The 18,413-nt window shown below is 46.0% G+C and carries 15 protein-coding genes and 2 pseudogenes; 1 reads left to right on the top strand and 16 read right to left on the bottom strand.

What is annotated here, in order from left to right; translation table 11 throughout:
* Positions 1-30: 30 nt before the first annotated feature.
* From KJS65_RS05990 to KJS65_RS05965, 6 genes are all read right to left on the bottom strand, one after another.
* A complete protein-coding gene (locus tag KJS65_RS05990; RefSeq protein ID WP_213648999.1) occupies positions 31-780 on the bottom strand; it encodes a glycosyltransferase in 750 nt (249 codons plus the stop codon).
* A 5-nt stretch (positions 781-785) separates the two neighbouring features.
* On the bottom strand, positions 786-1,478 hold the full coding sequence (locus tag KJS65_RS05985; RefSeq protein WP_213648998.1) for a galactosyltransferase-related protein: 693 nt from the start codon (positions 1,476-1,478) through the stop codon (positions 786-788).
* A gap of 35 nt (positions 1,479-1,513) precedes the next feature.
* Positions 1,514-2,623 carry a class I SAM-dependent methyltransferase gene (locus tag KJS65_RS05980; protein WP_244864396.1) on the bottom strand — a complete coding sequence of 370 codons (1,110 nt, stop codon included), beginning with the start codon at positions 2,621-2,623 and terminating at the stop codon, positions 1,514-1,516.
* Positions 2,624-2,666: 43 nt separating this feature from the next.
* A complete protein-coding gene (locus KJS65_RS05975; protein WP_213648997.1) occupies positions 2,667-3,233 on the bottom strand; it encodes a class I SAM-dependent methyltransferase in 567 nt (188 codons plus the stop codon).
* A gap of 15 nt (positions 3,234-3,248) precedes the next feature.
* Positions 3,249-4,181 carry a glycosyltransferase family 4 protein gene (locus tag KJS65_RS05970; RefSeq protein WP_244864395.1) on the bottom strand — a complete coding sequence of 311 codons (933 nt, stop codon included), beginning with the start codon at positions 4,179-4,181 and terminating at the stop codon, positions 3,249-3,251.
* A 179-nt stretch (positions 4,182-4,360) separates the two neighbouring features.
* On the bottom strand, positions 4,361-4,900 hold the full coding sequence (locus KJS65_RS05965) for a dihydrofolate reductase family protein (RefSeq protein WP_213648996.1): 540 nt from the start codon (positions 4,898-4,900) through the stop codon (positions 4,361-4,363).
* Positions 4,901-4,994: 94 nt separating this feature from the next.
* Between KJS65_RS05965 and KJS65_RS05960 the strand changes: the two genes are divergently transcribed.
* Positions 4,995-5,933 (top strand): helix-turn-helix transcriptional regulator, encoded by a 939-nt coding sequence (locus KJS65_RS05960; protein ID WP_213648995.1) that lies wholly within the window; start codon positions 4,995-4,997, stop codon positions 5,931-5,933.
* 51 nt (positions 5,934-5,984) lie between these two features.
* Here KJS65_RS05960 and KJS65_RS05955 read toward each other — a convergent pair whose 3' ends face one another.
* The 10 genes and pseudogenes from KJS65_RS05955 to KJS65_RS05910 all read right to left on the bottom strand — a co-directional run bounded on the left by KJS65_RS05955 (position 5,985) and on the right by KJS65_RS05910 (position 18,358).
* On the bottom strand, positions 5,985-7,730 hold the full coding sequence (locus KJS65_RS05955) for an RNA polymerase sigma factor (RefSeq protein ID WP_244864394.1): 1,746 nt from the start codon (positions 7,728-7,730) through the stop codon (positions 5,985-5,987).
* A gap of 124 nt (positions 7,731-7,854) precedes the next feature.
* Entirely contained in the window at positions 7,855-9,273 is a 1,419-nt protein-coding gene (locus tag KJS65_RS05950; RefSeq protein WP_213648994.1) for a sulfatase family protein, read from the bottom strand.
* Between the two features lie 23 nt (positions 9,274-9,296).
* Positions 9,297-10,145 (bottom strand): AraC family transcriptional regulator, encoded by an 849-nt coding sequence (locus tag KJS65_RS05945; RefSeq protein ID WP_244864556.1) that lies wholly within the window; start codon positions 10,143-10,145, stop codon positions 9,297-9,299.
* 335 nt (positions 10,146-10,480) lie between these two features.
* The gene (gene hemG, locus KJS65_RS05940) at positions 10,481-11,875 is read right to left on the bottom strand and encodes a protoporphyrinogen oxidase (RefSeq protein WP_213648992.1); all 1,395 of its coding nucleotides are present in this window, start codon (positions 11,873-11,875) and stop codon (positions 10,481-10,483) included.
* A gap of 267 nt (positions 11,876-12,142) precedes the next feature.
* Positions 12,143-12,478 (bottom strand): annotated as a pseudogene (locus tag KJS65_RS05935) (potassium channel family protein); the annotation flags it as partial.
* A 144-nt stretch (positions 12,479-12,622) separates the two neighbouring features.
* Positions 12,623-13,120 carry a hypothetical protein gene (locus KJS65_RS05930; protein ID WP_213648990.1) on the bottom strand — a complete coding sequence of 166 codons (498 nt, stop codon included), beginning with the start codon at positions 13,118-13,120 and terminating at the stop codon, positions 12,623-12,625.
* A 24-nt stretch (positions 13,121-13,144) separates the two neighbouring features.
* Positions 13,145-13,611: pseudogene (locus KJS65_RS05925) on the bottom strand (ArsB/NhaD family transporter); the annotation flags it as partial.
* 129 nt (positions 13,612-13,740) lie between these two features.
* Positions 13,741-14,067 carry an ArsR/SmtB family transcription factor gene (locus tag KJS65_RS05920; protein WP_213648989.1) on the bottom strand — a complete coding sequence of 109 codons (327 nt, stop codon included), beginning with the start codon at positions 14,065-14,067 and terminating at the stop codon, positions 13,741-13,743.
* A gap of 153 nt (positions 14,068-14,220) precedes the next feature.
* Positions 14,221-15,885, bottom strand: a complete 1,665-nt coding sequence (locus tag KJS65_RS05915) for a M20/M25/M40 family metallo-hydrolase (protein WP_213648988.1) — start codon at positions 15,883-15,885, stop codon at positions 14,221-14,223.
* A gap of 79 nt (positions 15,886-15,964) precedes the next feature.
* Positions 15,965-18,358 carry a YcdB/YcdC domain-containing protein gene (locus KJS65_RS05910; RefSeq protein WP_213648987.1) on the bottom strand — a complete coding sequence of 798 codons (2,394 nt, stop codon included), beginning with the start codon at positions 18,356-18,358 and terminating at the stop codon, positions 15,965-15,967.
* Between the last annotated feature and the right edge of the window lie 55 nt (positions 18,359-18,413).

Here is an 18,413-nt window from a genome sequence, read left to right as displayed (position 1 = left end):
AAGGCTTTTTTACATGACCTATGAATCCTGTCACAGCTGATGTACATTTAGATACTGCTGTATGACTTCCGGATGACTTCCTGTAAAAGGAGCCGTTGCAATACTGTATTCGGCATGCGTGAAGCTCCAGTCCGGTTCTCCCTGATTATTGGGCACATTCACGTCACCGCGGCGATTATCGTTATATTTGATTTTCCTTCCGATTGCGTAATGGTAATGATAGATATTTATGTCCACCCGGTCGCGCGGAATGCTCCAAATACTTTGACCGCCGCTGCCCTCCAGCGTGCAATGATGCTTTTCATCACGGTACCTTATTCCAATGTTCGCACGCCACATTCGGGTAATATCATTTGACCACCTTTCATCTCCAGGGCTGTTTACGCGAAGTGTCCAAGGGCTGCCCCAAAAATTCACGAATGGGAACTGGAAAATATCAATCTCCGTACGGTTCATGATCTCCGGCAAAACATCGCGAAACCGGTCGTCCATCAGCTCGTCGATATCCAGATTCATGATCCAGTCCCCTGCAGCCTGGTCAATCAGAAAATTACGGACTCTGGATTCGTTCCAGTCTTCTGTATAAGGCAAGCCAGTTTGGTTCATCCTGTAGAGTCGAATAGGAAAATGCCGCTGATAGGCTTCAATGATCTGAATGGTCCGATCTGTACTGCCGCCGTCCACGATAACAATTTCATCTGCATAAGCGGCTGCACTTTCCAGATAAAGCGGGATGAATGTTTCCTCATTCAAGACCGGAACGATCAAAGATAATTTCATGGCTGTCAAACTCCTCTCTCTTTGGCCTGGATCAATCGATTCATTTCTTCCGGATTGCCTATTGCGGCTTTATACAAATTGAATAAAGAATAATTCGCGTCATAATGCGGGTTACCCGCGGGTCCGACAAACGGATGCCAAAAATGCAGCAGATTACCTTCAAGGCGAATATGCTTTCCCACCATCGTATCCAGAGAATACGCAAAAGCTTCGTCTTCCCCTCCCCAGCCTATAAACCGTTCATCATATCCCCCAACCAACTCAAAAGCTTTCCTTGAAAGTACATTCACTCCCCCGACGAAAAATCGGGCGTTATCGGGCATCGTTTCGAGCGGGATTTGAAGCGGCCAATGTGCATCCCTTTGAAGAATCGCCTGTGAATTGTTATAGGTCATGCGTGTGATACTGCTAAAAGGAATGATCCATCTGTTGTCTGCGACCTGCTTTAAGGCATCCTTCATCAGATCCGGATCATAGATGATGTCTCCATCGGCAATGATGAAGATCCGACCGCTTGCGGCCGCTGCTGCCTTGTTGATTGCCTTCGAACGGCAGAATATTTCATGACTCAGTTCTCCCACACAGATTTCAATTTCCGGCAGCTGCTGCTCATAAAACCCCTTTACATAACGAAAAGCCTCGTCCCGTGGGCCGCCGTCCGATTGATACGGAATGAGAACAGAAACACCGCATGACATGGTGTAATTCTCCCCCTCTTAGGTTTATGCTTCAATTATTTCAAAAACACGCCAAGCTCCCTGTACTTCCCTGTTCCAAAGGTGTCCGCGAGCTTCTCATAATAAGTAAAATCCGTATTATCCATAAGCAGCTTCTTCTCTGCATCGATTTCGTCACCCGATTCCCAGAACAGCAGATGAGAAATGGATGCATTCAATTTGGATAGAAAAGTGCCGCAGACTTTTTCATCTTTCATCACATGGTAAAAGACCGTCAGCATAATCCCGATATCATAACGTTCTGTTTCCGTGGTTTCGAAAGGCTCCGGAATCCATCTGAAATGGGTTCGCTCCAGACGGTTCAGCTCCTGCAGCAGCTGAAAGTGGTTGGGATCATGCTCGATACCAGTGACCTCTGCACCCTCTCTCGTCAAGCATCTCGCATGGTAGCCAATATTGCAGCCGATATCGAGAATACGAAGCTCATGTAAATGATAAGGACCTAGATATCGGAGCATGTAATCAAGTCTGGTAGGGTAGATTTCGTCTCTCTCACTTCTCCAGCTGTAGAATGCAGGATTCAGGATCGGGGTATAGATCAGCTGTCGTTTCTGTGTTTGTACGGTTTCTTGAACTACAGCAGCTTGCTCCTTGTTCATCCACTGCTCATAATTTTCCTTGCTCATTGCCATATACAGCCTACGAAAACCGCAGCAGTACAGAAACAATGCCCGGTGATGGCCATCTTTGATATTAAAATAACCGGAAGGGTTATAGCTTGCGTGAATGGGGTGTTCACTAAAAAAGGAACTTTGGTTAGACAGCTCATTTTTCATGTTGATGAACTCCATTTTTCGTTGATGCAGGATTTCTTCAGAAGACATCGGCGGCTCCAAACCACGGGTGGTATGGATTTTGCTGTACCAGTCCAAATAGGCGCCTGCGGATGCGGATTGTCCCAAAAAGTAGCGGTATAATTCCCGGTGCGGCTCAAACCTAATGATCGAAATATTGCTGTACTGAAGATGATGTTCATACCAAGTCTCGGTAAATTGTTCAATCAAGTGTTCTGTTTGCGATGATTTCACATCGATATCTGTAAAAATCAACTCAACTGGTACTTCGCAGATTATAGAAGCCTCATTCATCTCTCCCCGATCAGCCATCACATACGCCTCCTCCGTATATTTTCCAGCCGAATATTGAATATCACCCATTTCCTAGCAGTAATAGAGTTGCAAAATCCCGCTGGATATAATCCTTGAACATCTGTTTCGCGACGATCGGGTAGACATCAAATTCAGCTTCCGTCCATTCGCTCCGATGTGTTTCATAGTCGTTGCCATATTCACTGCCCTGCGGCCAGTCATTTCCGATTGGAATATTCAGAAGCACATACCTGCTTATTTCAAGGCAAGACTTCAATAGCTCACCCGCATCCTCTTTGGTGAAATGCTCCAGAACATCCCCCAAAATCACCAGGTCATACCCCTTTGAATTCTGCTGCCTGACAATGAATTCATAAGCATCCACAAGGTAAATATGGTTGTAAAAGCAATCATGATATACATCAATACTACGTTCAAACACCTCAATACCTTCAATAGTTGTCGTCCACTGCTCGCGAAATACCCTTCCCTGCCACACATCCAGAAACTCTCGGCAAATCATGCCCCAGCGGCCAAAACCCACGCCGACATCAAGTATTCTGCCAGGAGCTACTTGGCGGATCAGTTCCACGCAATACGAAAGATTTTGCCAGTTGGAAGTTCCCATCTCGTTACCTCCTATCTATCGGTTAAACAGAACACTCAACCAGTGGTTCACAGCCTGATCTATCCCCCAATGTTTCACTACTTCCTCCCGGCAGCGTTGACCAACCGCCTCAAGCTCGTTTCGCTTATGCATCCAGTCCTGAATGGTTTGGATAAATTCAATCGGGTCGTCACTATCCAGAATCAATGGATAAGCATCCGTGTGTGCCGCCTCTTTGACATAACCTACATGGGTCGACAAAACCGGTTTGCCGCAGGCATAAGCCTCCAAGGCCGGTGCGCCGCCCCCTTCATTTGCAGAAGTGATCAGCAAAAGATCAATAGAACGGTAAAATAAAGGCATGTCGTCATAAGCATACCCGCCCGAGGTCTCCACGATCTTCACTCCCGGTTGATGCTCGAAATACTGTTTTATGGGTTGAAAGAGCGAATCATAGTTTTTGGACTTCTTTGCCTTGTCTCCGGCCCATCCGATAACAAGAGGTAAAGAAAGATCACGATTCGAATCTGAAGGCGAGAATTTAGTCGTATCGACAAAATGTCCGATATACTCTACCTGAGCATGGGGAACCAGCTCTTTCAGGGTTTCGGCAAGCTTATGATTCATGGCTCCTATGACCGGGATACGGGGAAGTACCAATCGGAGAAAGTCGGGGTCTGGAAGGATCGGATCTTTCCATTCACGGAAGGTTTCGTAATTTAAGCTGAAATAGTAGTAAGAGACGGCAGCAGAGGAATCGATACGTATATTTTTGAAAATAGCCCAGGCAGCCATACCCAGACACATGGTACTAATAACAGAATAACGCCGGTTAACCTCCTGACTTCCTATCATTTGAATGAGCGTATCCAGCCCCGCGGCATTGATCAGTTCGAGATCAGGGTGATACTGCTGAATAACTTTGGCTGTCTTACCCAGAATCCACCAATCCACGTCGTAAATAAGCAAATGCTTTGACAGGCTGATCCCCTCCGCTTTAACATGCTTCTTGTTGGATTATATTCGGGGGTACTTCTCCCAGTTACGTGTTGGACAAAATTGATGAATTGGTCTATGTTAACAAAAAAAGAGAGTGCTTCAGCCGCGGTTACAAAGGCTAAGCACTCTCTTCATCCAATTCCCTATTCTTATACCTTATAATGCAGCAAGACGATATCTCCTCGCTGTTCCACTTGCCGCAATTCGAAAGTACTTGGCGGTGTACCGTTCGGAAATAAAGGTATGCCTTGCCCGAGCACTTTAGGGATTATGGCAATGATCGCTTCCTCCATCAGCCCCTCCTGCATGAAGGCCTGTACCATTTGACCTCCACCTACCAGCCATACCGAACCTTCCGATTGATTTTTCAAACGAGGCACAAGTTCAGTCAGTGCTTCATTCGTAAAGGTCACGTTCGGTTCATTTTGATATTGCTCTGGAGTTCGGGTTGTTACATAACACGGCTTCCCGGCATAGGGAAAATCATCTGAAAGCTTCAATATTACTTCATACGTAAGCCTGCCCATGATGACGGTTCCTATCGTGTTGTAAAAGTCCGCATACCCGTTGTCTCCGCCATCTCCCTTAACATCATCCAGCCATTCTACCGAGTCATCGGGTAGCGCAATATACCCATCGAGACTCATCGCAATATACAGCACCACTTTGTTGTCTTTTTCTTTATTCATTGTTCATCGCTCCTTTCTATCTCCTATGCTACAATATATTTATGACATTCTTTGTCGTAGTTATTTTTTCGTTAAGTATGAAGGGGAGTATTTCATGAATGAACGTAGAATTGCTCTGATGCGAATATTGGATTCCCGCAAGAAGTATACGGCACGAGAGCTTGCCGAGCGTTTTGACGTGTCTATCAGAACCATACAACGAGACCTTGATTATTTGCAGCAGACTGGTCTGCCGCTCTATACGGAAACCGGTCCGCATGGCGGATATCGGGCACTTCCCAACCGGCTGCTGCCTCCTCTTCATCTTGCCCGGGACGAAGCCATGGGACTATTTCTCATGCTGAAACTGCTGGAACATATTCCCGACATTCCTTTTGGTGAAGTTCGTGAGCATCTATCCGAGCATTATTACGCTGAGCTGCCGCAGGATGTGCAGGAGAGCATCGATCAAATGAAGGACTATGTCTCTTTTCAGATGGTACCCACGCATGCCGAGTCACCCTATACTTCTCTTATTTTGGAGGTGGCGATGAATAAACAGCGGGTGAAACTGCTGTATCGCTCTGCTGCTGGAGAAAGATGGTCTGAAGTATATCCCGTTGGTCTCTACTTTGATCATGGATACTGGTACATGCCTGCGCATAGCAGGGATCGGATTATTCTCTATCGGTCGGATCGGATCATCGAAATGACGAAACGCGATGAATTCTCCCCCTCTCTTCCCACTCTTAAGGAATGGCTGGCAGCGGATGATCCCCGTGAAGGCGTGCCGGCTAAAATCAAATTCACGCCGCTCGGTGTCCGGCTGGCAGAATCAGATCCTCTCTACCAACATATTTACCAGCAGGAGTGGCAAGGCAACATTCCTCCAGAAGAATATGCCTATGCAGCCAGACTTCTTTTAAAATATGGACCGGATGCTGAGGTGATATATCCCATGGAGCTGAGGGAGATGGTCAAGCAGCTGCTGCATGACAGCCTTAAACCTTATTTACGAAATATAAAGCCAGACGAAGATATAAAAGAGACTTGATCATCAGACCAAGTCTCTTTTATTAATTAATATTATTAATATTTATTAGGATTAATTCATCGTTGCCCAAATGCTCTCAATCTGCCCAGCCCCTTTGGTTTCTAGTTCCTTAGCCTTTTCCAAGAGTATGATTGCCTGTGGCGAACAATCCTGATCATTGGGCTTTCCGCCGTCAGGATATGGGAATAACCCGTGAAGCTCATCGAATACAAGGGCAAGCTGCTTATAGGTTTCTGCGGCTTCTTCCAGCAAAACACCTGTATTCCCGCTTGCATCTTCCGGCTCATTCCATGCAAGAGCAACTTCCTTCAGAAACTGAGAAGCATATTTTCTGCTGTCTCCAAAAACCACAATATTGTATGCATTTCCATTCGGCTCGACTGTTTGATTGCGGAAAGCTTCGCACCACGCATCATAAGCAGCGAGTCCTTTAACTGCTCCAGCTGGAACTTTGGGTTCCGTGCCGTTATAATGCTGCGTGATCATATGAAAAGCACCTCGAAGCTTATCTTTGAGTCCGATATTGAACGACGCATCAACGGCCAGGACAAAGATCTCTTCCATGACCCCTCTTCCTAAATGATCATAGGCGAGGGTATCCTTGCGACCGCATTCATTGATATAAAGACATCTTTGTTCATCATCGTATCCGTACACCATCCCGAACTCCGGAATACATAGATCCCAGGCCATGACCGGATAGCCCCGATCCATAGCATGATGTATCAAATCCAGGGCTTCCGGAAGTGCCTGGTGAATATCCCGCTTCTGCATTGCTTTGACACTCTTTTCCGAGTCATCTAATAAGTTTGCGTTCACGCCGATCAGCGGAGTCATTCCATCCACAACGCGGGAGGTCAGACCCAGATTATGTAGCCCTCTTGGGAATACTTCTGCGAAGTCGTATGCCGTAGGCCCGGCAATATGCACATTCTCCGGAAGAATGTTGATACGAAAAGCCAGTCCCGTTAACCCCATAACCATGGCTAACGAATGCTTTTTGCCAGCTGTATTCACTAATGTGTGCAGCATGTTCCCTGCCGTTGACCAAGAAGATCCTTTTCCATGTATTTGTTCCTCCGATAAAATAACCTTTCTCATGATTCCCCAATCCCTTCTTGTCCGTAAGTATGAGTCAACGGTGACGCGGATACGTTCCTGAATCACTTTTCTGCGGGAGCGGGATAGGATTTGATACACATTGGCGGAAGATAAGCTGAATTCCCGGGCAATCTCCTGCGGTGACAGCTGATCGAAGAAATGCGACTCAAAGATCTGCCGTTCCCTTGGTTTCAGGCAGGCGATAATGTTCAACAGCACACGCTGAGTTTCCTGGCGCATCAATCGTTCTTCCGGAACGCCAGCCTGCGCTGCCTCCTTATCCATGGAAAGGCTCACCTGTTTCAGCACGTAGTCCAGCTGGTTCCATTTCTCCGGTTGTTCCTCGAGAGAGGACAAACCCGCCTCCAAACTGGTAAAGGTGCTTTCCTGTCTTTGTCCCTCTTTTTTCAGCAGGGTCATGGCTTGGTTGCGTACAATCCGATGCATCCAGGGCAGGAATCGCTCGACATCGACAAGCTTACCCAAATGTAAAAAAGCTCTGATCAGCGCATCCTGAACGATATCTTCTGCAGCATGGGCTTCCTGTACCATACTTCTCGCATAGCCAAATACCTTGGACCGATGTCTGCGGACAAGTTCACCAAACGCCTCCTGACTTCCGGTTTGTGCCTCTTTAACCAATGCTGCATCTTCCATCTCTTCCCATTCCATAGCCTTTTCCTGCAAGTGATTCAACTTGATACCCCTCTCATAACGTTGACTTACTAGATAGACTTCAGAAACCGAAGGTTTCTGACAAAATCGGGATTAATTTTTAAATTAAAACCGTTTACCATTGGCAAACGGTTTTATCTTCATTCTATTTTCCTCCGTATATAAACCGCTCATCCTGCACTTCTTCCTGAAGACGATGCAGCTCCTTTTCCATGACTTCGACGATATGCTCGTAATCCGGGTCGTTGTACACGTTAATCATTTCCTGCGGATCTTTTTTGAGATCGAAAAGCTCCCACTCCGGTACCTTCGGTTCATCGACGGAACCATTTGTACCCAGTGCATCCGCGTAATAATAAATCAGCTTGTATTGATCCGTTCTAATGCCGTAATGCGCGTATACGCCGTGCTCGGACAAATGCTCCCAGTAGCGGTAGTACATTGATTTGCGCCATTCCTGCGGATCTTCACCTTGGAGAATAGTGCGGAAGCTATAGCCCTGCATGGATTCTGGAATTTCGATCCCCGCATAATCCAGAAATAAGGAAGCGAAATCCACATTCAGAACGATATGCTTATCTACGCTTCCTGCTTCAATTTCTCGCGGATATCGGATTACAAAAGGCATACGCAAGGATTCCTCATACATAAACCGCTTGTCATACCAGCCATGATCTCCCAGGAAAAAACCTTGATCCGAAGTATAAATGACAATCGTATCCTCACGTAAGCCCTCCGCTTCCAGATAGTCCAGCAGCCTTCCTACATTGTCATCAACCGAGGCAACACAGCGCAAGTAATCTTTAATGTACCGCTGGTATTTCCAGCTCTTGAGCGCTGCACCCTCAAGATGTTCCGGAGGGTCGATTTTCAAATCCCGCTTTGTTAAATCACGGTCAATCCGCATAATCGCGGCCTCCGCCGCGCTTGCCCGATTCGAATAATCATCGTTGAACGTTTCCGGCTCCGGAATGTCGATATCCTCGTACATATGCGCGTGCTTTTCATCCGGAATCCATGGCCGATGGGGTGCTTTGTGGTGGCACATCAGGAAAAAGGGCTGTTCCTTATCCCTTTTCTCCAGCCAATCAATCGACTTGTCTGTAATGATATCCGTCGCATAGCCTTTCTCTGTTATACTGCGTCCCATTTCTATAAAACTCGGATCATGATAATCTCCCTGTCCCGGGAGAACGCTCCAATAATCGAAGCCTGTCGGATCACTCTCTCCCCCATGTCCCAAATGCCATTTGCCAACGATGGCCGTTTGATAGCCGTTCTCCTGAAGCAGCTTCGGCATGGTGAGCTGGCGTCCATCCAGACGGTCTGACAGAGTTCTGACTCCGTTGATATGGTTATATGTACCTGTCAAAATACTTGCACGGCTCGGTGTGCAAATCGCGTTCGTACAGAAACAGTTGTCCATTCGCATTCCCTCATCAGCAATCCGGTCAATATGGGGTGTTTCATTAATTTTGCTGTCATAACAGCTCATAGCATGAGCTGCATGATCGTCACTCATAATAAAAAGAATATTGGGACGCTTACCGCGGTTTGTACTCATCTGAAAGATTCCCCTTTGCTTTGTTATCGTGATTGCAGCACTTCTTTCCGATAATGATCAGGTGTCTTGCCTGTGGCCTTTCTGAACATGCGGATAAAATAATTGGTTTCCATGCCGACATACTTGGCGATGTCCTTCACTGGCATGCCTGCCTCAGACTTCATCAAGTCAATCGCTTTCCCGAGCCGTATTTTCTGGACATACTGCAGCATACTCAGACCATACGTCTGCCGGAACAGCCGATTCAGGTATTGATGAGTATAGCCGAGAGACTGGGCAACATTGGATAATGAGATATTTTCATTGTAATGCTCATTTAAATACTTCGCAGTTTGCCGGACGACGACACCAGCAGGATCGGAATCTACTGGCACAGGCACTTCGTTTTCTAGCGGATTCGTACTCTTCATCCTCTCCATATCCAGAAACAGCCCATACAAAATTTTGGCCCCATCCCATTCTGCTCCTTCTTCATTGGCATCCGCAATCTCCCACAGCTTATCCAGCGTGCACCAAACCAGGTCAATATCAGGACAATCATAAGGCAGGCATGGTTTTATACCGAAATGCTCCATCAAGGGAGATATCCGGGTACCGGAAAATGAAATATACCCAACAACCCAATCCTCGTCGCCCGCAGGATGATATGCATGAGGCAATTCAGCCGGAAGAAATAAATACTGCATCGGGCCAAGCTCAAACTCATCATGACCAGTAATGCTGATCCTGCCTTTTCCGGATCTCGAAAATAACAGCTGATGTGTCGAAAAACCTTCCGGCCGTTTCATCGATTTCTGTTTGTTATAACCGGTGGTATGCGCATATAAAGGCATCGGATTCACGGGTGGTCTAAACAGCCGGATAATACGCATATCCAAGCTTTTCTCCTCCTTTCATATTCAATTTGTTATACTCGTTACAAAAAGTCCGTTATGAATAAAATCAAGGTTAGTATAATATCTAGGTGTGTTTTTGACAATAGGAACAAGGCAATCATTCAAAATGGTATATAGTTTCTACTATATACCCGGAACACCGTACTCCACCGGAATGGATTGAAGATTAGCTTAGAGTAAAAACAGGGCGCACACTTGCAAGAATTGATCGAATCAGCATATCATCAGATGAAACCTGAATGATATATACCGACAAACGAATCGTTATATTAAAAAAGGCCCGGACAGTTTGTCCGGACCTTATCCATAGTTCAGTCAGCAATCATCTGCATGATCTTCGCCGCGGTCTCTTCGCCGTTCGCGATGCAATCTGGAATACCGACCCCGTAGTAGGAGCAGCCAGCCAGCAGCACGTTCGGCATCAGTTCTTCCATCTTCGCTTCCAGTGACTTTACAATCTGATGATGCATGATATGATAGTTCGGCATCATTTCATGCCACTTGGTCACATCATAGGTCAGCGGCTGGCTTGAGATACCAAGGCTCGTTTGAATATCTTGCATACCGACCTGAAGCAGCTCATCTTCCGTCAGCTTCACCAGCTCATCATAATGCGGATTGGTGCTCTTGTAAAAGAGTCTGACGAGCAGCCTGCCTTCTGTTGAGGTGTGCTCCCATTTCCGGCTTGTCCATGTGCAGGCATTGCATTTTACATCTTCGCTGTCTGAAGTGATAAATCCCGTTCCATCTGCCGGCAGCTCTTCGTCGGGCACATCAAATGCCATATATACGCTGATCAGCGAACTATTCTTGAATTGGCTAAATTCTTCATCCAGTGAAGCATTTCTTAACAGCTTCTGTGCTGAAGCGGACAGCGTGCTAATCACGACAACATCGGCCTCAAGTAAACGTCCATCCATGAGCGTGATACCATAACCACCGTTCGCTAAAGGCTTCAAATCCTCTGCAGCAATGCCTTTGATGATCTCGGAATTTGAAAGTTGATTTTCAATTCCATCAATCAGCTCTGATACACCCTGCTGGAACGACAAAAACTTCTTACCGCCGCCGCTTTGGAACTTGGCCTTATTCTCGGATAACCCTGTAATGATGCTTCCGTATTCATTTTTGTAATCAATTAAATACGGCAGTGTGGAGGCGATGGTCAGATCGCTCAACTTACCAGAATATACGCCTGACAATACCGGTCCAATTTGCTTTTCCACAATTTCTTTTCCCAGAAAGGCTTCCAGAAAGTCGCCAACCGAATCATCTTTGGTAAAACGTTCATTCGGCGTATACAAGTCTTTTAGTGCTTCAACTTTGCCTTCAGCCGATACCAGCTCCGTCGTTGCCAGCGACTCTATGCTCGTTGGAATGCCGAATACCGCATCCTTCGGAATTTGCTTCAGCTTCCCGTCGGAATATATGTAGGATATCCCCGTCGCATTATAGACCACTTGATCCTTCAGCCCGATTTCCTCAATCAATTCTGCAGCATTGGTCTTGCGCGTTACGATAGAATCCGCCCCTGTTTCCATGGTGAATTCCCCGTCCTGAACCGTTCTGATTTTGCCGCCTAACCGTTCGTTTGCTTCTACAACTGTAATATGAATTTCACTACCGCTCTCACGGGCGTTTTTTTGCAAATAATAAGCAGTAGATAAGCCAGTAATGCCGCCGCCGATCACAACAACCTTTTTCAAAATCCGGACACCTGCTTCCGTCGTAATATTCCATGATTATATTATATCACAGGGATTTTACCGGTTTGGCATACCCATATGTGACGTTAATCTGACAAAAAAAGAAGAAACGGCCGTGCCGCCACCTGGCAGCCATTCCGTTTCCACTTCAAACTCACGTGCCCGTGATGAATCCTTTTTGGCAATATTCTATTGAGGATCAGAGGCTGGGTGAACTTGATCTTCGTTCTTTCCACCCTTGCCGTTCTTTTCGTTCTTATCCTTCTCCTCTTTATCTTCCCTCTGGCTGCTCTTTACCACGCCATAAGCGATATATCCCATTAGTCCCATGAACAAGCCTGTACCCACGACGATATAAATCATGGTGAAAATTTTACCGAAGGCCGTCTGAGGTACAAAATCGGGATGTCCTACCGTACTTAGGGTCGCAATGCAGAAATACAATGCATCGATAACAGACAAACCTTCCTCGCGTGTATAAAACAATGTGCCCGATAACAGCACAAACAGAATCACAACAAATAAAACTTGAAAATTTTTGTGCTTGAAGGCATGAAAAATACCGCTTAGAAGACGCTTTAATGTCAGCAGAAATGAAATCATGGGTGTATATTCACATTCTTTCTATGTAAGTTCATTCCAGTGATCAGGAAAATGTAATACACATTCTATCAGAAATGGGCGAACTGATGCATTTTCACTGAAAATCGGCCAAATGAGCAAAGCTGTTCAAATAAATACTAGTCTTCAAAACGGAAACGTCAATTTCTGATTCGAAATCTTCTCGCCGGTTTCCTTATCCATGATTTCGATCCAGGCTTCATTTCCGTCCCCCAGAAAACGAACCGGTACTTGCGTCCACAAAAGGAGCCTGTTATTCTCCACCACAAAGGTGGTCTCATCTTCAACATGTCCAACTTTCAAGTTGCTAATCATATCGCCGAAAAGGATACCCTTATGATCCGCCCCCATAAAAGTGATACCGACTTTTTCATGTCGGCTAAGATTAAGATCTAACACCAGATTGATTACGTGATCATCCACACCATACGTAATGGAGCCGAGATTCATCTTTAACGTGCTCGCTTGGGCCGTATGGATGGTGTTCACCTCGTTCAATATTTTACTCGCACCGGATGACGTATCCGGTTGTTTTGGGACTGGCGCAGCTAAGCTATACCCTAGGATAAAAACAGCGATAATGGTAACGCCCCAAAAAAGCCGTGCTCTCTGTCGATTCATCATGAATACACCCCCAAATATATCCAATTATAGCACAAGATATAAGCCAATAAGAGTAATTAGCAGGGTCGGAATGTCAAAATGATGCCTGTTTTAAAATAAGTCCCCCAGGACACCTTAACCCCTTTGGAAGAAAGAACATGGAGCCAAAGCAACGTTGCAAGTGAGCCGATAGGCGTACTTTTCGGTCCAAGATCCGAACCGATCACATTGGCATAAATCAAAGCATCTTTAACCGCTCCGGTGACATGAGCCGCATCAATCGCCAACGCATCTATCATGACTGTAGGCAGATTGTTCATGACCGAGGACAGGAAAGCGGCAATAAAACCCATGGAGATCGTGGCTGCAAATACCCCATGCTGCGCCGTACTGCGGATCACTTCAGCAAGCAGATCCGTCAATCCCACATTACGAAGTCCGTATACGACCACATACATACCGATGGAAAAGAATACGATTGCCCAAGGCGCTCCCATCAGCACTTCCTTGACTGGAATCACGCTGCTTCGGCTGCCATATGACAAACGTTAACGTAACGATAAAAATAACGAAAGCAAGTATAATGGATAACAAGTGACGACCCTCAATTCTGTTTTCTAAAGAACGTATGCATATAAGGCTTATTTACAAATCTGTCCCGGCTCCTTCATGTTCAGCAAAGATAATGTACCCGTTGTTCCTGGCATGTACTCAAGCACTGCCTGAATATAAGGGTTGTCCTGAACACGAAGCGAATAATAGACCCACTGCCCTCTTCTGGCCTCATTCACGACGCCATGGGACTTCAGTTTTCTCATGTGCTGGCTGATTCCGGGCTGGGAAATGGATAATACCTCAACAAGCTCACAAACGCACCATTCCCGGTCTTTTAGCAAGCAAAGTATGGTAAGCCGGGTTTTATCGCCAAGAAGCTTCAGCTTCTCCGCAGCATCCATAATCTGATCCATCAGCGAACCTCCTAACCTACCTGAATATTAAAATAGAATATAAGCATATGATTATATTTTATTTCTGATAGATCCATATATCAATAATAAACACATTGATTGATGTAAACAGAAAAAAAGCCACCTTTACAGGTGGCTTGGAATCTTACCATATTACAATTCTATCCGTAGTGGATCTGCTCTCCTGATACCTTTATTCTCCTTGAACAGATCTGAGATATTCCGGATCAGCGGATAAATCATACACAGGTTCAGCGAGAACAGCACAGCGCAGACCACATTAACAATCGGCGGCATCGCCATGAACAGCAGGTGGAACAGAGACATGAACAGCAGCACAGGTAAAACGGAGAGAATCATAATCATCCAGCTGCGGCGGAGTGTTGCCGATGGATTCTTCGATCCCTGCAGAAAAGCAAGAACTATAGAATGAACCACGAGCGGCAGGCTGAACATATAGCTTGCACCCGGCATCAAGTAGGTCATTACAAAGACCAGAATGAGGAACATGTATGCAGCTGAAAGGACCATTTCGAGTTCATTCCGACTCCGGCGCAGATACATTGTGAGCAGTACATGTACGATCAGTGTAATCACGAGGAAACTAAAATGATAAAACTGCAGGTTGATTTGCTCATTGATAACATGAAGCAATTCATAGAAACCTAGAGATATAAGTGCCGATAGAATAATGCCAAGCGTTACAAATCCCACTCCCGCAGCAATGTTACTAAGGCGTGCGGTTTTACGTTTAACAAATAACCAGCTCAGTATAATAAGAGCCGCCGCCAACACAATGGCTAATGGAAGATTAATGGACTGCGGGTAATATAAAATTTTCCCGTAGAGATTAAAATATTCAACATCCTTGGCATTCAGGCCGCTGAGATCCAATGTTCCAAAATGGCTCGCTACTGCAAGTGCGTTTTCGCCGTGATGCTGCAGCGTCGCTTTGGAGACATTATCGATGGTGTCCTCAGCCGAATGATATTTGTCCCAGCTCCCTACGTAAGCAAAGTTCAGGCCCGGAATACCTTCACCCAAGGAGATGGTCAAATCTGTATCATTGGGCATCTTACGGTAAATATCCGCCAGAAACGAATTGCTGACAGGTAGCGGTGCAATGGCTGCAAATTCACGGATCAACTTGCCGTTTTCATTACTTGTTTGAAACATGAGTGATGGACCGCTTGCACCCCTAGCTTCAAAGTTAGCGACCATGCCCACTTGATCTTTGAACTTGGAAGCCTTCCAAAATTCCTTCGCCCCCAGTAATCCCCCTTCCTCCCCATCCGTAATCACAAACAAGATGTCATGAAGCGGCTTACCTTGAACCTTCAAGGCACGAGCAGTCTCAATCATCGAAGCAACGGCCACTCCATCATCATTCGCACCTGGACCCCTGGCGACTGAATCGTAATGGGCGGACATCATTAATGCTTTGCCTTCTTTAGAGCCTTTGAGAGTAGCAATAATGTTATTCAGCGTAACATGTTCATCACCATTTCCACGGTTATATTGGATGGGATAAGATTCCACTTCAACGACGAGTCCGAGACTTTTAAATTGGTCCACTATGTATGTTCTGACTTTTTCCAGCTCAGGTGAAGAAATGGAATGCGGCTCCACAGCAATATGGGCTAAGTGAACAAACGCCCGTTCAGACGAGAATGAGGTTTTGGGTGTTCCCGTCCCCTTCCCTTTTGGGGGATTTTCAAACCATAGTGATGAAACGACAAGTATGCCGATAAACAAGAATACAGAAATAACTCCAATAAACCTTCGTAACAAGCTTTGATTCATCCTGTCAGAACGCATTTCCAATTGCCTCCATATCTTATCTTGTAAAAAAGAGCCGACTGCTGTGATTCGCAGCCGGCCGAAACAGCTGTGTTAATTAGTAAGAAATCGGTGTGTCTACCTTGCCTTGAAGATGGGCAAGCAATACGAGAATTTGGGCAGCTTCAGCTTTGGTAACCGCTCTTGCAGGATCAAATTTATCATCCTTGGCCGCCATCAGTCCGAGCTTCAGTACAAGCTCCACAGCTCCCTTATTTTGTATGGATGCCGCATCGGACAAGCTCATGACCTTCGGATCCGCGTTATAGTACTTGGACAGTTGGTCGTAATGTAGAATGTCGATGATCATATCAGCCAGCTTTTCCCGAGTTAGCTTCTGCTCCGGATGAAGCTCGCTGGACTTTGTATTCCGGAGCCATCCGCGGTCAGTGAACAGCTGAGTTGCCTGGGCATATGGACTATCTGCGGCAACATCCTTATACTGCGTACCTAGTCGGCCTGAATCATAATAATTTTGATCCGGCATGACCGCTTTTGAGAACATATTCATCATATCCCCGTAAGACAGCTCCGCATCCGGGTGGAGCAGGCCATCACTCCCCGGAGTAATGACGTTGTAATCAAGAAGTATGGCAAGATCCTTGCTTGCGCTGTGAGAAACAACATCCGACGGCAGGTTAGCTGGGTCTCCCTTATCCTTGGTTGTAGAGGAGCCATACAATTCACTTTTGCCTGTAACGGCATTCAGGAATGGAAGGGAACGTTCACCATCGAATGTGGGCACGTAACTGAGTGATACGGTTGGTTCCAAGTATCTGGTCTCCGTGTAGTAACCTCCGTCTGCGGTATATCTCAGCTCGGCCCCCAGAGCTTCCTTGTACGTACGGAGAGCGTCCTCAAGCGTAACTTTCGCCGTAAGGGAATTCAGTTCTTTTTCAAAGCCTTCAGAGAGTAAAGAACCCATGTTGTAGGACAGGAGCTTGCCGCTGCCATCCATAGCGACCGTTACCTGCTGGCTATACACCGGAAGATCCTTGTAGAACCGCTGGAATACAAATCTATAAGAGGTTTTGCCATCCGTCTTGTCTGTTGATGACTCATTGGAAAGTCTAAGTACTTTGGCTGCCTCAGGATAGTAGCGGGAAACCAGGTCAATCGCTTTTTCACGGGCTTTCGACTCTGAAATAACGGCTGTACTGCTCTTTGATTCCTTGCTGCTTTTCGAATCTTCAGCGTTGTTCATGCCCATAGAATATATCGCGATATTATAATTGATAAGCTGCCCGGTATCGGCATCCACCATCATATGGATACTGTCGTTCCCCATACCCATCACGCTGCGGTTATCCCAGTTTAGATTCCAAACCTGCTTGCTCGCATCCATCCAGTAATTTGAAAGGTTAGTGGACAATGTGTAATCCTTACCCGAAGGTGCAAAGTCGGCAAAAAGCTGCTGCGCTTCCTTCGATGTTAATGTCTTGCCCTGATGTGCTTTAAAGGAATTCGAAGACGCCGGAAGCGCCGTATATTCCAATGCCTTGGGTACCGTCGTTTCGGATCTCGTAATAGAGTTCAATCTTTTACCCGTAAGGGCATCCATTGCGCTCAGGTAAGGAGCCGGTATGTATGCTAGCTTCCAGTCCATTTTCGAATTGGGAGAGGCGAAAAAATCATTAAAAGGTACATAGGCCAATGTAAGGGACAGATCCTGCTTGTACGCGTTTACAGCTTCGGATTGTGATATGGACGGTTTAGGTGAAGGGTACTTTTGGATATCCGTAGCTGAACGATTGTAACTGAATATCCGGCCTTTGCCGTCAATGCCAATATTAATGTATTCTCCATCAGAAGGGACGCCGTTTATTTTGATATTATAATTAAAATTGTATGTAACGGGTCCAAATAACGCTTTGGAGGTGTTATATGTCAAACCAGTAGAATTAATCAACTCTCCGGCTTTCAGGGATGGAGCAGCTTGCGCGATAAAATCCCTGGCTAATTTATCGGCCTTTTCCTTCGTGATTTCTGCTGGATAATAAGCATTTTCTTCAGCGGAAAGATTATATGGCTGATAATAGCTGAGTACATCGCCGGTCACTGCGTCGACTCCTGTGCTCATGCCGTACGTGGTGTTGCCTTTCGTAATGGTCCAGTTGAACATCCATTCGGATTGATGACCAGGCATGTTTTCCGTTTCCGAATAACTGGAATTTTCCAGTTTGGCATCTTTAAGTGCCGGAAACAATGCAATCATTTTTTGCTCTGCTTGCTCCTTCGTGATCTTTGCATTTTCTCCTGATGTCTGGGTATTGGTAACAACGTTGCTCTCCTTGACTACCGCGAATCCAGTTCCGCTTATCGTGGAGGCAGCTGCCCATACCGGAATCTGAAGAAGACTCAACCCAATGGTACTTGCCAGAACGGTTTTGGCCACCGTTTTTGTGGAAATCCGCTTTTGGGCTTGTCTTGTAGATATCTTGCCGCGTTTCATCTTTTCAACCTCCCATTTTCCAATTTAAACCAAAATTATTATAGCATACCCTTTC

The sequence above is a fragment of the Paenibacillus sp. J23TS9 genome, from assembly GCF_018403225.1.
Classification (GTDB): Bacteria; Bacillota; Bacilli; order Paenibacillales; family Paenibacillaceae; genus Paenibacillus_AQ.
Note: the sequence above shows the minus strand (reverse complement) of the source record. Positions and strands in the feature narration are given on the sequence as shown.

Coding starts and splice junctions, on each gene's coding strand:
- KJS65_RS05965 (WP_213648996.1), bottom strand. CDS start 4,900: ATGAATAAAGAAAAAGACAACAAAGTGGTGCTGTATATTGCGATGAGT.
- KJS65_RS05945 (WP_244864556.1), bottom strand. CDS start 10,145: ATGCGTATTATCCGGCTGTTTAGACCACCCGTGAATCCGATGCCTTTA.
- KJS65_RS05920 (WP_213648989.1), bottom strand. CDS start 14,067: ATGGATCAGATTATGGATGCTGCGGAGAAGCTGAAGCTTCTTGGCGAT.
- KJS65_RS05930 (WP_213648990.1), bottom strand. CDS start 13,120: ATGATGAATCGACAGAGAGCACGGCTTTTTTGGGGCGTTACCATTATC.
- KJS65_RS05985 (WP_213648998.1), bottom strand. CDS start 1,478: ATGTCATGCGGTGTTTCTGTTCTCATTCCGTATCAATCGGACGGCGGC.
- KJS65_RS05915 (WP_213648988.1), bottom strand. CDS start 15,885: ATGCGTTCTGACAGGATGAATCAAAGCTTGTTACGAAGGTTTATTGGA.
- KJS65_RS05975 (WP_213648997.1), bottom strand. CDS start 3,233: ATGGGAACTTCCAACTGGCAAAATCTTTCGTATTGCGTGGAACTGATC.
- KJS65_RS05980 (WP_244864396.1), bottom strand. CDS start 2,623: ATGGCTGATCGGGGAGAGATGAATGAGGCTTCTATAATCTGCGAAGTA.
- KJS65_RS05950 (WP_213648994.1), bottom strand. CDS start 9,273: ATGAGTACAAACCGCGGTAAGCGTCCCAATATTCTTTTTATTATGAGT.
- KJS65_RS05960 (WP_213648995.1), top strand. CDS start 4,995: ATGAATGAACGTAGAATTGCTCTGATGCGAATATTGGATTCCCGCAAG.
- KJS65_RS05910 (WP_213648987.1), bottom strand. CDS start 18,358: ATGAAACGCGGCAAGATATCTACAAGACAAGCCCAAAAGCGGATTTCC.
- KJS65_RS05990 (WP_213648999.1), bottom strand. CDS start 780: ATGAAATTATCTTTGATCGTTCCGGTCTTGAATGAGGAAACATTCATC.